Genomic DNA, 12,810 nt, shown 5'->3' on the forward strand with positions numbered 1-12,810 from the left:
CGAAACCGTGGTCTGACCCCCGGTCTTGACCCCCGGTCTTGACTCCGGTGTCGCCGGCGCCAGCCTGCCAGCAGCAAGCCGGCAGCCACCAGCCAGCAGCTAGCCGGCAGCCTGCCAACGGCCGGCGCGGCGCGGACGGCCGCGCTTACAGCGTCGCGGCGATCTTCTCGACCATTTCCAGCGCCGGTGGCGTGGCGCCGGCCGTCAAACAGGCCGCCGCGCCGGCCGCGATCGCCATGCGCAGATGCTGCGCCGGATCGGCCGCGCCGTCGCGCAGCATGCTGAACACCAGCGCCGCGATGCTGGCGTCGCCCGCGCCGACCGTGTCGACCACGTCCACCTTGGGCGCCGCCATCACCCACCGCGCCGCGCCGATGTGCAGCGACGCGCCCTCGGCGCCCTTGGTGTACAGATAACTGGCGGCCGGATTCCAGCCGCGCAGGGTCGCGAACGATAGCTCGATATCGTCATGCCGGAACAACCCGGCCAGATCCTCGTCCGACACCTTGACCACGTCGGCCAGCGCCGTCATCTCGCGCAGGGTGGCGTCGTAGCGCTGGTCCATGACGGCGCGGAAATTCGGATCGTAGCTGATACCCACGCCGTCTTCCTTCAGCTGCCGCGCCAGCGCCACCAGCTTGCCGGCCAGCGGCGGGCGCGCCAGGCTGATGCCGCCGAAGTGGACCCAGCGGCTTTTCCGGCGCCAGCCCTCGGGCAGCAGCGCCGCGTCGAAATGCAGGTCGGCGCTGTCGTCGCCGATGAAGAAATAGCTCGGCGGGCTGGTGCGGTAAACCATGGCCAGCAGCGGCGATTTGTGCAGCCGCTGCACGAAGCGCAGGTCGAGGCCGGCGGCCGCGCTGGCGTCCCACAGCGCGTCGCCGAACACGTCCTCGCTGATGGCGCCGGCGAACGCGCTCGGCAGGCCCAGGCTGGCCATGGCGCGCGCCACGTTCCAGGTCGAGCCGCCGACCTTGCTTTGCCAGCGCGTGCCGGTGGCGTCGTCGACGATCATGTCGGTCAAGGCTTCGCCGGCGGCGACGAAGACGGGCAGGGTGTCCTGGTTCGGTTCAGTCATCGATGCGCTCATGTCAGTCCTTCAGTACGTTGAGCGCTTCGTAGCACGCGCCCATGGTGTGGTAGTCGACCTTGCCGGCCGGGCTTTTCTCGTCGCTGAGCTTGGCGTTTTCCTGGCTCAGCACGCGGTACCAGGCGCCGTAGCGGTGGTCTATCATGTGCTCCCAGCTGTATTCCCAGATGCGCTCGTACCAGCTCCAGTATTGGGCGTCGCCGCTGCGCTCGGCCAGCAGGGCGGCCGTGGCCAGGCTTTCGGCCTGGACCCAGAAATATTTGTCGCCGTCGCAGATGCTGCCGTCCGGCGCGAAGCCGTAGCAGATGCCGCCGTTGACGTGGTCCCAGGCCACGTTCATGGCCGCGTCGAACAGTTCGAGCGCGCGCGGCAGCAGCCAGTCGGACGGGCCGCTCAGATGCGCGCTGTGGCGTTCCATGATGAGCAGCAGCTTGGCCCATTCGGTCAGGTGGCCCGGCTGGTAGCCCCAGGGACGGAAGATGTTGCTCTTGTCGTGGCGGTTGTAATCGCCGTCGACGCTCCAGTCGGCGCGGTAGTGTTCCCACATCAGGCCGCCGGCCAGTTCGGACTGGCGCACGGCGATGTTGTGCGCCAGCGTTTCGGCGCGGTGCAGGAATTTTTTGTCGCCGCTGGCCTCGAAGGCGGCCAGCATGGCTTCGCAGGCGTGCATATTGGCGTTCTGGCCGCGATAGCCGGACAGCTGCCAGTTGGCGTCGGCCTCGTCCGCGTACAGGCCGTGCCCGGCTTCCCAGAAACGCTGCTCCATCAACGCGTAGGTCGCGTCGAGGTCGGCGCGCGCCGACGTTTCGCCGGCCATCAGCGCGTGGGCGTAGGCCAGCAGCACGAAGGCCAGGCCGTAGCAGTGGTTGCTCGGGTCGGTGATGGTGGCCGCGCCGTCCTGCCAGCGCAGTTCCCAGATGTAGCCGCCGTTGGCCGGGTTGTGGTGCGCCGTGCGCAGGAAGGCCAGCGCGTGCCGCATGCGCTGCTGGTCGGCGGCATCGCCGAACTGGCGGAAGGCCATCGCGTAGTTGAACACGAAGCGCGTGCTGCTGACCAGGTGGCGGGTGTGGTGGTCGTAGACGGTGCCGTCGTCCTTGTAGAAATGATAGAGGCCGCCGCTCGGGTCGATGCAGCGCTCGTCGTAGAACTGTTTGGTGTGCTTGATGTGGGCCAGCAGCGTGGCGCGCTGGCGGAAGTCGGGCAGGGTCATGGTCTCGTCGTTTTCTTATGCTGGTGGTGGGCTGGGAGTCCGGGGCGCGGCGCTGCTGGCCCGGATGATGAGTTCGACCGGCGCCACCGTGTCGAGCGGCGCCGCGTGCGGGCCGGCCAGCAGCAGCTCGACGCCGAGCGCGCCCAGCGCCTGCTTGTCGATGCGCAGCGTGGTCAGCGGCGGCACGGCCTGCGCGGCGCCGGCGATGTCGTCGAAGCCGGCGATGGCGATGTCGTGCGGCACGCGCAGTCCGGCCTCGCGGCAGCAGCGCAAGGCCGTCAGGGCGGCGCTGTCGTTGTAGCAGAACACGGCGTCCGGACGCTGCGGCAAATCGAGCAGCGCCTGCATCGCTTCGCGCGCGCCCGCTTCGAGGTCGGCGCCGTCGGGCAGATAGGCTTCGAGCCGCGGGTCGGCCAGGATGCCGGCGTCGAACAGGGCCTGGCGGTAGCCGCGCGCGCGTTCGCGGATGCTGTAGTGGCCGAGCGGGCCGGCGATCAGGCCGATGCGCTTCCTGCCCTGCGCGATCAGGTGGGCCGTGGCCAGGTGGCCGCCGCGCAGATTGTCGGGATTGACCGAGCTGTGGCCGCGCAGCTTCATGTCGATCAGCACCAGCGGCTTGCCGGTCGCGTGCAGCGCGCCGAGCAGCTCCGGTTCGAGATAGCCGACGCAGACCAGGCCGTCCGGCGCGTGCATGCGCAACTGGTCGGCCAGGCTGTCGGCCGGGCCGGCCGCCATGAAGGACAGCACGATGCCGTGGCGCCGGCAAGCCTGCTCGGCGCCGTGCAGCACGGCCGAGTAAAAGGGGCTGCTGGCGGCCGTGTCGTGCTGGCGGTGCAGCAAAAAGGTCAGGCGCCGGATGCGCTTGGGGCGCAGCTTGGCGAAATCGTAGCCGAGGCCGCGCGCCGTGCGCAGCACCATCTGGCGCGTCGATTCGGTCAGGCCCGGCTCGTTCTTCAGCGCCCGCGAGACGGTGCCGGTGGACACGCCGGCCGCGCGCGCCACGTCCCGCACGGTCGCGTGCGCGGCGCGGGGGCTGGGCGTATCGGCAGGGTCGGCCAGATTGATCGGCGTGGTTTTCATGGCGGATTCGGTCTCGTGCATCGTCTCTTTGCAGCGGCAGTCTGGCATGGCGTCCGTTCGGCGGTCAACCGATAGCGCCGCCGCCGCGCTAGTTTAGCGCTTGTTTACTAAACACGGCGTTCGGCGTCCCGCGCCGCGATATTGCGGCCTGCGGCGCGAAACCTGCAGTTCGTCGCAATCGGCCCCGCCGTGGCCGGCGGCGTGGTTATAGTGGCAAGCTGTCGCCGCTGCGCTCCGGAAACTTGGGATACTGCGGTCGCGGCGGGGAAGGCATTGCCTGTAAGCGTGCCGGGCTGCTACATTAGCTGGCGGCCGAAACGATGCGTGTTCGGCGGCGACATGGCAAGCGCCGCCACCGGTGAAGAAAAACAATATCCAGGATATCCAGACATGAAGAAACTGCTGCAATTCGGCTTGCTCCTTACCGCATTTTTCACCTTGTTCGGCCGCGCCCAGGCCGATGAAACGTCGACCGAAACGCAAGTCATTGACGCCCGCGTTGTGCGCGTTAAAATCGATGGCATGCTCGATCTGAAAGTGCGCCAGGGCGCGGTGCCGTCGCTGACCATCACGGCCGACAAGACCGTGCTGGCCAAGCTGACGGCCGTGCAGAGCGGCGACACGCTGCATTTCGACACCGAGTCGCATGGCTTCAAATTCAGCCGCTCCAGCGGCGCGCGCGCCGTGCTGGTGCTGCCGGCGCTGCGCGAAGTGGTGTCCGACGGCGTCGGCAGCACCGAGATCAACGGCTTCAGCGGCGAGCAGATCGACCTGACACTGGAGGGCGCGGGCAGCATGAAAATGACGTGCGACTATAAAAAACTCAAGGCCAATCTGGGCGGCGTCGGCAGCATGACGCTGTGGGTCAGCGAAAACGACAGCGTCGACCTCGACCTGCGCGGCGCCGGCTACATCACGATCGGCGGCCACAGCAAAATGCTCAATGCGACGCTGGGCGGCCTGGGCAGCCTGAACGCGCAACAGCTGCAAGCGGACTCCGCGACGGTGGAGTTGAGCGGCCTGGGCAACGCCACCGTCAGCGCCAAGACCAACGCCACGCTGAACTTGAGCGGCCTCGGCTCGGTCACGGTCTATGGCAAGCCGCTGAACCGCAACGTCAGCGTCGACGGCCTGGGCAAAGTGACGTGGAAATAAGGACGCCGCCAACGCTAGCCACGCCGCCCGCTGCCAGGGTGAAACAGCAGTCACACCGACTTTTCGACGCGACATGAAAAAACTCATAATTATTGCGGCTTGCCTTCTTGGCTGTGTGTGCGGCGCGGCCACGGCCGGCCTGGCCGACGGCGCCATGGCCTACAACAACAAGAACTACGCGCTGGCCTACAAGGAAATCGCGCCGCTGGCGCAAAGCGGCAACGCCGACGCCGAGCATCTGCTGGGGCTGATGTACTACATGGGCCGGGGCGTGCCGCAGGACTACAAGCAGGCGCTGATGTGGCACCGCAAGGCCGCGTTGCAGGGCAAGGCCGATGCCCAGTACGTCGTCGGCGCCATGTATTACACCGGCAATGCCGTGATCCAGGACCACAAGGAAGCGGTGATCTGGTTCCGCAAGGAGGCCGAGCAGGGCCATGCCGAGGCGCAGCAGGTGCTGGGGCTGATGTACCGCTACCACATCGGCGGCATGCCGCAGGATAACGTGATCGCCTATATGTTGTGGAATCTGGCGGCGGCCGGCGGTTCGAGCAATGCGGCCGACCAGCGCTCGCAGGTGGTCAAGACCATGACGGCGGAACAGATCGAAGAAGGGCAGGCGCTGTCGGCGGCGTGGCGCGTCAACACGCCGCTGCCGAAACAGTCGCGGACCGGCGGTTGATTCCGCGTTGAGCAGCGTTCGCCGCAATCGGGGTCAGACCCTCGGTCTTGACCCACGGTCTTGAGCCCGACATCGCGCCGCCGGTCCGCACGCGCACCGGCACGCCTCCTGCACGTCTTTTCGGGCTATCGTACAATCGCTTTTTCGATCCGAAAGGGCCACCATGCGCGCCATTGAAATCAGCCAGCCGGGACCGCCGGACGTGCTCCATCCCTGCGAGCGTCCCATGCCCGCCGTCAAGGCGGGCGAATTGCTGATCAAGGTGCACGCAGCCGGCGTCAACCGCCCGGACGTGTTCCAGCGTCTCGGCAGTTACGCGCCGCCGCCGGGCGCGTCGGACTTGCCGGGCCTTGAAGTGGCCGGCGAAATCGTCGACGGCGACCTGGCCGGCAGCGGCTTCAAACCAGGCGACATGGTCTGCGCGCTGGTGCAGGGCGGCGGTTACGCGGAGTATTGCGCGGCGCCGGTCGGCCAGTGCCTGCCGCTGCCGAAGGGCTGTTCGGCGCTGGAGGCGGCCTCGCTGCCGGAAAACTATTTCACCGTGTGGAGCAACGTCTTCGACCGCGCCCGCCTGAGCGCCGGCGAAACCTTGCTGGTGCAGGGCGGCACGTCCGGCATCGGCGTCAGCGCCATCCAGCTGGCCGCCGCCATGGGCCACCGCGTGTTCGCCACCGCCGGCAGCGACGACAAGGCGCGCGCCTGCGTCACCCTGGGCGCCGAACACGGCATCAACTACAAGACCACCGACTTCGCCGCCACCGTCAAGACCCTGACCAGCGGCCGCGGCGTCGACGTCATTCTCGACATGGTCGGCGGCGACTATCTGCCGCGCGAAATCGACTGCCTGGCCGACGATGGCCGCATCGCCCTGATCGCGCTGCTGGGCGGCTCCAAGGCCACGCTGGACATGGGCGCCGTGCTGCGCCGCCGGCTGACCGTGACCGGTTCGACGCTGCGGCCCCGTTCGACGGCCTTCAAGGCCGCCATCGCCCAGCAGTTACGGCAGCGCGTGTGGCCGATGATAGAGGCCGGCAAGATCAAGCCGGTGATTTACGAAGTGTTCCCGCTCGACCAGGCCGCCGCCGCGCATGCGCTGATGGAGTCCGGCAGCCACGTGGGCAAAATCATGTTGCAGGTGATTTGATACGGTTTTGTGATTTTTATTTGCATGCCGTATCATTTTTGGCCGTTTCCCGGCCCGCTGGTTTGACCGGGCTTCCAGCCTCACGTTAAAATAGCGGGTTATTGAAATTTAGGCTACTATGCGTCGCAAACTCGTCATCGGCAATTGGAAAATGAACGGCAGCTGCGCCGGCAATTCGGCCTTGTTGGCCGGGATTATCGCCGGTCTGGGCAAGGTCGGGGCCGACTGCGCGGTCTGTGCGCCGGCGCCGTTCCTGGCGCAGTGCCGGGCCGAACTGACGGGCACGCCGGTGGCGTGGGGCGGGCAGGATGTGTCGCCGAAGCAGAATGGCGCGTACACTGGTGAAGTGGCCGGCTGCATGCTGGCCGAGTTCGGTTGCCGCTATGTGCTGGTCGGTCACTCCGAACGCCGCGCCTATCATCTGGAAAGCAATGAACTGGTCGCGCAAAAGGCGCTGGCCGCGCTCGCTTCCGGCTTGACGCCGGTGGTCTGCGTCGGCGAGACCGAGGCGCAGCGCGACGCGGGGCAGGGCGTCGCCGTGGTCACGGCCCAGCTGGGCGCCGTGCTGGCCGTGCTGGGCGCCGATGATGTGGCTAACATCGTCGTCTCCTACGAGCCGGTGTGGGCCATCGGCACCGGCAAGACGGCCACGCCGCAGCAGGCCCAGGATGTCCATAAAATATTGCGCGCGCAGTTGGCGCAAAAGAATGCGGAGGCGGCGGCCGGCGTGCAGATCCTGTACGGCGGCAGCATGAAGCCGGAGAACGCGAAAGAATTGATGGCCATGCCGGATATCGACGGTGGCTTGATTGGTGGGGCAGCATTGAAGGCGGTGGATTTTCTCGCGATCATACACGCGGCCGAGTAAATTAATTTATAAACTAAGAATGGAATAACATGAACTCTTTGTTCAATCTGATCGTCGTAGTACAAGTTTTGTCGGCACTGACCATTATCGGTCTGGTGCTGCTGCAACACGGCAAGGGTGCCGATATGGGCGCCGCGTTCGGTTCGGGCGCCTCGGGCAGCCTGTTCGGCGCCACCGGTTCCTCGAACTTCATGTCGAAATCGACCGGCATCGCGGCCGCGATCTTCTTCAGCGCGACCCTGGCGCTGTCCTATCTGTCGACCCAGCACAGCAGCGCCAATGTCAGTGCCGGCGTGATGGACAAGCCGGTGGCCGCGGCGCCTGCGCCGGTCAAGGGCGCGGCGGCGATTCCAACGGCGGCGGCGCCGGTGTCGGCTCCAGCGGTGGCTCCTGCGGCCCCTGCGGCGGCGCCGGCATCGAGCGTGCCGGCGACGCAGATTCCGAAGTAATTGTTTTGATGGGAGCGTGTGGCCGCTTGGCCTAAAGCAGTGGCTGACCCCAAATCAGCGCCGCTGGCCCGATCCGCCGCCGCTCCTGCTGCTTGTTTTGCCGTATTTTGCCGATAGTTCGGGCGGGCGCCATGCCCGCAATGTAGAATAACTATCCAGAATGCGTGGAAATAAAGATTTATCGTTTTTCTTCTTGTTTTAACGCAATACGCCCTTAACAAAGGCGAGATTGCAGAGTAGAATAGCGGCCTTAATGCCGACGTGGTGAAATTGGTAGACACGCTATCTTGAGGGGGTAGTGGCGCAAGCTGTACGAGTTCGAGTCTCGTCGTCGGCACCAAGAAATATATCTAAAGCCAGCAAGGATCTTTGAGCTGTGACTCATGCCTGAGCTGGCTTTTTTACGAGGATGTGTCGTTTGATCCTGGTCGCAAGCTCTGATTGGGGTCGAACGTTAAATGCACTGCAACTGTCCGCCGTGTGATCTTTAACCGACCGTTCAACCCAAGCTGATCTTATCGTGAACCTCGAAAACTATCTCCCCGTATTGTTATTCATCTGCGTCGGTCTCGGCGTGGGTATCGCGCCCCAGGTCCTGGGGCATCTGCTCGGACCGAACAAGCCCGACGCTGCTAAACTCTCCCCTTATGAATGCGGCTTCGAAGCTTTCGAAGACGCCCGCATGAAATTCGACGTGCGTTACTACCTCGTCGCTATCCTGTTTATTTTGTTCGATTTGGAAACGGCATTCTTCTTCCCGTGGGGCGTATCCATGCGCGAACTCGGCTTCGGCGGTTTTATCACGATGATGGTCTTCATCGCTGAATTCGTCGTCGGTTTCTGGTACATCTGGAAGAAAGGTGCCCTTGATTGGGAATGAGCCATGGCTATTGAAGGCGTATTAAACGAAGGTTTCATCACCACCTCGGCCGACAAGCTGATCAACTGGGCACGCACCGGGTCGATGTTCCCGATGACGTTCGGCCTGGCTTGCTGCGCGGTCGAAATGATGCACGTGGGCGCGGCCCGCTACGACATGGACCGCTTCGGCGTCGTGTTCCGTCCCTCGCCGCGCCAGTCCGACGTGATGATCGTGGCCGGCACGCTGTGCAACAAGATGGCGCCGGCGCTGCGCAAGGTCTACGACCAGATGCCGGAACCGCGCTGGGTCATCTCCATGGGCTCCTGCGCCAACGGCGGCGGCTACTATCACTATTCGTACTCCGTGGTGCGCGGCTGCGACCGCATCGTGCCGGTCGACGTCTACGTGCCGGGCTGCCCGCCGACGGCCGAGGCGCTGTTGTACGGCATCATGCAATTGCAAAACAAGATCAAGCGCACCAGCACCATCGCGCGCTAATTGCATCGCTAATTGCACCGATTACGAATCGCCCCCAAAATATGACTACACAAATAGAAGTCCTGCAAACCGCCCTGGCCACGGCCTTCGGCGAACGCGCCAGCCTCGTCACGGCGCTGGGCGAAGTGACGATCACCGTCAAGGCCGACGATTACCTGGCCTTCATGCAGCAGCTGCGCGACGACGCCACCCTGCATTTCGAGCAAATCATCGACCTGTGCGGCGTCGACTATTCCACCTACGGCGACGGCGCCTGGACCGGCCTGCGCTTCGCGGCCACCTCGCACCTGCTGTCGATCAAGTACAACTGGCGCGTGCGCGTGCGCGTGTTCGCGCCCGACGACGACATGCCGCTGCTGCAATCGGTGACCGGCATCTGGCGCGCCGCCAACTGGTACGAGCGCGAAGCGTTCGACATGTTCGGCATTCTGTTCGAGGGCCACAACGACCTGCGCCGCATCCTGACCGACTACGGCTTCATCGGCCACCCGTTCCGCAAAGACTTCCCGGTGTCGGGCTATGTCGAAATGCGCTACGACCCCGAGCAGAAGCGCGTGATTTACCAGCCGGTGACGATAGCCCCGCGTGAAAACGTGCCGCGCGTGATACGCGAAGAACACTACGGGATGAAATAATGGCTGAAATTAAGAACTACACCCTCAACTTCGGTCCGCAGCACCCGGCCGCCCACGGCGTGCTGCGCCTGGTGCTCGAGCTGGACGGCGAAGTGATCCAGCGTGCCGACCCGCACATCGGCCTGCTGCACCGCGGCACCGAAAAGCTGGCCGAGCAAAAGACCTATCTGCAATCGGTGCCGTATATGGACCGGCTCGACTACGTGTCGATGATGTGCAACGAGCACGCCTACGTGATGGCGATCGAGAAGCTGCTGGGCCTGGAAGTGCCGCTGCGCGCGCAATACATCCGCGTCATGTTCGACGAAATCACCCGCATCCTGAACCACCTGATGTGGCTGGGCGCGCACGCGCTCGACGTCGGCGCCATGGGCCCCTTCCTGTACGCCTTCCGCGACCGCGAAGATTTGTTCGACTGCTACGAGGCGGTGTCGGGCGCGCGCATGCACGCGGCCTACTACCGTCCGGGCGGCGTCTACCGCGACCTGCCGGACGCGATGCCGCAGCACAAGCCGTCCATCATCCGGTCGGCCAAGGCCGTCGCCGGCCTGAACGAAAACCGCCAGGGTTCGCTGCTCGACTTCATCGAAGACTTCACGCGCCGCTTCCCGACCTATGTGAACGAATACGAAACGCTGCTGACCGACAACCGTATCTGGAAACAGCGTACCGTCGGCATCGGCGTGGTCGCGCCGGAAGACGCGCTGGCCATGGGCTTCACCGGCGCCATGCTGCGCGGTTCGGGCATCGAGTGGGATTTGCGCAAGCACCAGCCGTATGAAATCTACGACTTGCTGGACTTCGACATCCCGGTCGGCACCAACGGCGACTGCTACGACCGCTATCTGGTGCGGGTCGAGGAAATGCGCCAGGCCAACCGCATCATCAAACAGTGCGTCGAATGGCTGCGCAACAATCCGGGTCCGGTCATGTCGGACAACCGCAAGGTCGCGCCGCCGGGCCGGGTCGACATGAAGACCAATATGGAATCGCTGATCCACCACTTCAAGCTGTTCACCGAAGGCTTCCACGTGCCGCCGGGCGAAGCGTACAGCGCGGTCGAGCATCCGAAGGGCGAGTTCGGCATCTACCTGGTGTCCGACGGCGCCAACAAGCCCTACCGCATGAAGCTGCGCGCACCCGATTACGCCCACTTGCAGGCGCTCGATGAAATGGCGCGCGGCCACATGATTGCCGATGCCGTGACCATCATAGGTACACAGGACATCGTGTTCGGCAGTATTGACCGCTAAGTCCGAGAGGCAGAAATTTATGTTGTTATCAGAACAGTGCTACACCAAAATCGACCGCGAGTTGGCCAAGTATCCGGCCGACCAGCGCCAATCGGCCGTCATGGCCGCGCTGGCCCACGCCCAGCTGGAAACCGGCTGGATCTCGCAGGCGGTCATGCAGGAACTGGCCGACTACATCCGCATGCCGGCCATCGCCGTGCAGGAAGTGGCGACCTTCTACAATATGTATAACACCAAGCCGGTCGGCAAGCACAAGATCACCGTGTGCACCAACCTGCCTTGCGCCCTGTCCGGCGGCGAGCGCGCCGCCCAGCACCTCAAGCACAAGCTCGGCATCGACTATCGCGGCACCACCGACGACGGCCAGTTCACGCTGATGGAAGGCGAGTGCATGGGCGCCTGCGGCGACGCGCCCGTCATGCTGGTCGACAACCACCGCATGTGCAGTTGGATGTCCAATGACAAAATCGACGCGCTGGTGTCGGAACTGAGTGGGAACCATACACAATGACGTCACTCCATAACCGTCACATCGATCCACTGATCCTGAAGGATCTGGACGGCCAGAACTGGCACCTGGAAGACTACGTCAAGCGCGGCGGCTACAGCGCCCTGCGCCGCATCCTCGAAGAAAAAATCACGCCGGAACAGATCATCGCCGATTTGAAGGCGTCCTCGCTGCGCGGCCGCGGCGGCGCCGGTTTTCCGACCGGCCTGAAGTGGAGCTTCATGCCGCGCCAGTTCCCCGGCCAGAAATACCTGGTCTGCAATTCGGACGAGGGTGAGCCGGGCACGTTCAAGGACCGCGACATCATCCGCTACAATCCGCACGCGCTGATCGAAGGCATGGCCATCGGCGCCTACGCCATGGGCATCACGGTCGGCTACAACTACATCCACGGCGAAATCTTCAGCGAGTACCTGCGCTTTGAAGACGCGCTGGAGGAGGCGCGCGCCGCCGGCTTCCTGGGCGACAAGATCATGGGTAGCGAGTTCAGCTTCCAGCTGCACGCCCACCACGGCTACGGCGCCTACATCTGCGGCGAAGAAACCGCGCTGCTCGAATCGCTCGAAGGCAAGAAGGGCCAGCCGCGCTTCAAGCCGCCGTTCCCGGCCTCGTTCGGCCTGTACGGCAAGCCGACCACCATCAACAACACGGAAACGTTCGCCGCCGTCCCCTTCATCCTGAACATGGGCCCGGACAAGTATCTGGCCATGGGCCGCCCGAACAACGGCGGCTCGAAGATCTTCTCGATCTCGGGCGACGTCGAACTGCCGGGCAATTACGAAGTGCCGCTCGGCACGCCGTTCGCCAAGATGCTGGAACTGGCCGGCGGCATGCGCGGCGGCAAAAAGATCAAGGCCGTGATCCCGGGCGGCTCGTCGGCCCCCGTGATCCGCGGCGAAGTGATGATGAACACCGACCTGGACTACGACTCGATCGCCAAAGCCGGCTCGATGCTCGGTTCGGGCGCCATCATCGTCATGGATGAAACGCGCTGCATGGTGAAAGCCATGGAACGCCTGGCCTACTTCTACTTCGAAGAGTCGTGCGGCCAGTGCACCCCTTGCCGCGAAGGCACGGGCTGGATGTACCGCATGATCCACCGTATCGAAAACGGTCAGGGCCGCTTGTCGGATCTGGACGTGCTCAATTCGGTCGCCGACAACATCCAGGGCCGCACCATTTGCGCCCTGGGCGATGCGGCGGCGATGCCGATGCGCGCGTTCATCAAGCAATTCCGGGAAGAATTTGAATATCACATCGAGCACAAGCATTGCTTAGTGCCCGCTTACATCTAAGCTGCGTCAGGTAACGATCACCATGGTTGAAATCGAAATAGACGGCAAAAAAGTCGAAGTCCCTGCTGGTAGCATGGTGATGGA

The 12,810-nt window shown here is 64.3% G+C and carries 14 protein-coding genes and 1 tRNA gene; 12 read left to right on the forward strand and 3 right to left on the reverse strand.

The window, feature by feature from the left end; genetic code table 11:
* Positions 1 to 145: 145 nt before the first annotated feature.
* From Q0S71_RS18835 to Q0S71_RS18845, 3 genes are read right to left on the reverse strand one after another with little or no spacing between them, the layout of a single operon-like run.
* The gene (locus Q0S71_RS18835) at positions 146 to 1,087 is read right to left on the reverse strand and encodes a carbohydrate kinase (protein WP_295999295.1); all 942 of its coding nucleotides are present in this window, start codon (positions 1,085 to 1,087) and stop codon (positions 146 to 148) included.
* Position 1,088: 1 nt separating this feature from the next.
* Positions 1,089 to 2,297, reverse strand: coding sequence for an AGE family epimerase/isomerase (locus Q0S71_RS18840; protein WP_295999297.1), 1,209 nt, complete (start codon positions 2,295 to 2,297; stop codon positions 1,089 to 1,091).
* 15 nt (positions 2,298 to 2,312) lie between these two features.
* The gene (locus Q0S71_RS18845; RefSeq protein ID WP_295999299.1) at positions 2,313 to 3,377 is read right to left on the reverse strand and encodes a LacI family DNA-binding transcriptional regulator; all 1,065 of its coding nucleotides are present in this window, start codon (positions 3,375 to 3,377) and stop codon (positions 2,313 to 2,315) included.
* A 390-nt stretch (positions 3,378 to 3,767) separates the two neighbouring features.
* Here Q0S71_RS18845 and Q0S71_RS18850 point away from each other — a divergent pair, with 390 nt between their 5' ends.
* The 12 genes from Q0S71_RS18850 (at position 3,768) to nuoF (ending at position 12,726) form a co-directional block, all read left to right on the forward strand.
* Positions 3,768 to 4,532, forward strand: coding sequence for a DUF2807 domain-containing protein (locus Q0S71_RS18850; protein ID WP_295999301.1), 765 nt, complete (start codon positions 3,768 to 3,770; stop codon positions 4,530 to 4,532).
* A 73-nt stretch (positions 4,533 to 4,605) separates the two neighbouring features.
* Entirely contained in the window at positions 4,606 to 5,214 is a 609-nt protein-coding gene (locus tag Q0S71_RS18855; protein ID WP_295999305.1) for a tetratricopeptide repeat protein, read from the forward strand.
* A gap of 163 nt (positions 5,215 to 5,377) precedes the next feature.
* Positions 5,378 to 6,358 carry an NAD(P)H-quinone oxidoreductase gene (locus Q0S71_RS18860; protein ID WP_295999308.1) on the forward strand — a complete coding sequence of 327 codons (981 nt, stop codon included), beginning with the start codon at positions 5,378 to 5,380 and terminating at the stop codon, positions 6,356 to 6,358.
* Positions 6,359 to 6,476: 118 nt separating this feature from the next.
* Complete coding sequence (gene tpiA, locus Q0S71_RS18865) at positions 6,477 to 7,226, forward strand: triose-phosphate isomerase (protein ID WP_295999310.1); 750 nt, start codon at positions 6,477 to 6,479, stop codon at positions 7,224 to 7,226.
* 29 nt (positions 7,227 to 7,255) lie between these two features.
* Positions 7,256 to 7,675 (forward strand): preprotein translocase subunit SecG, encoded by a 420-nt coding sequence (gene secG, locus Q0S71_RS18870; RefSeq protein WP_295999312.1) that lies wholly within the window; start codon positions 7,256 to 7,258, stop codon positions 7,673 to 7,675.
* Between the two features lie 255 nt (positions 7,676 to 7,930).
* Positions 7,931 to 8,015, forward strand: a tRNA-Leu gene (locus tag Q0S71_RS18875).
* Positions 8,016 to 8,195: 180 nt separating this feature from the next.
* Entirely contained in the window at positions 8,196 to 8,555 is a 360-nt protein-coding gene (locus tag Q0S71_RS18880) for an NADH-quinone oxidoreductase subunit A (RefSeq protein ID WP_295999315.1), read from the forward strand.
* A gap of 3 nt (positions 8,556 to 8,558) precedes the next feature.
* Positions 8,559 to 9,035, forward strand: coding sequence for an NADH-quinone oxidoreductase subunit B family protein (locus tag Q0S71_RS18885; protein WP_295999318.1), 477 nt, complete (start codon positions 8,559 to 8,561; stop codon positions 9,033 to 9,035).
* A gap of 41 nt (positions 9,036 to 9,076) precedes the next feature.
* A complete protein-coding gene (locus tag Q0S71_RS18890) occupies positions 9,077 to 9,670 on the forward strand; it encodes an NADH-quinone oxidoreductase subunit C (RefSeq protein ID WP_295999320.1) in 594 nt (197 codons plus the stop codon).
* Positions 9,670 to 10,923, forward strand: a complete 1,254-nt coding sequence (locus Q0S71_RS18895) for an NADH-quinone oxidoreductase subunit D (RefSeq protein ID WP_295999322.1) — start codon at positions 9,670 to 9,672, stop codon at positions 10,921 to 10,923. The genes Q0S71_RS18890 and Q0S71_RS18895 overlap by 1 nt, the downstream gene beginning before the upstream one ends.
* A 19-nt stretch (positions 10,924 to 10,942) precedes the next feature.
* Positions 10,943 to 11,434, forward strand: coding sequence for an NADH-quinone oxidoreductase subunit NuoE (gene nuoE, locus Q0S71_RS18900; RefSeq protein ID WP_295999326.1), 492 nt, complete (start codon positions 10,943 to 10,945; stop codon positions 11,432 to 11,434).
* On the forward strand, positions 11,431 to 12,726 hold the full coding sequence (gene nuoF, locus Q0S71_RS18905; protein WP_295999329.1) for an NADH-quinone oxidoreductase subunit NuoF: 1,296 nt from the start codon (positions 11,431 to 11,433) through the stop codon (positions 12,724 to 12,726). Before nuoE ends, nuoF begins: the two co-directional genes overlap by 4 nt.
* Positions 12,727 to 12,810: the final 84 nt, after the last annotated feature.

This window comes from Rugamonas sp. (assembly GCF_025354735.1).
Taxonomy (GTDB): Bacteria; Pseudomonadota; Gammaproteobacteria; order Burkholderiales; family Burkholderiaceae_D; genus Rugamonas.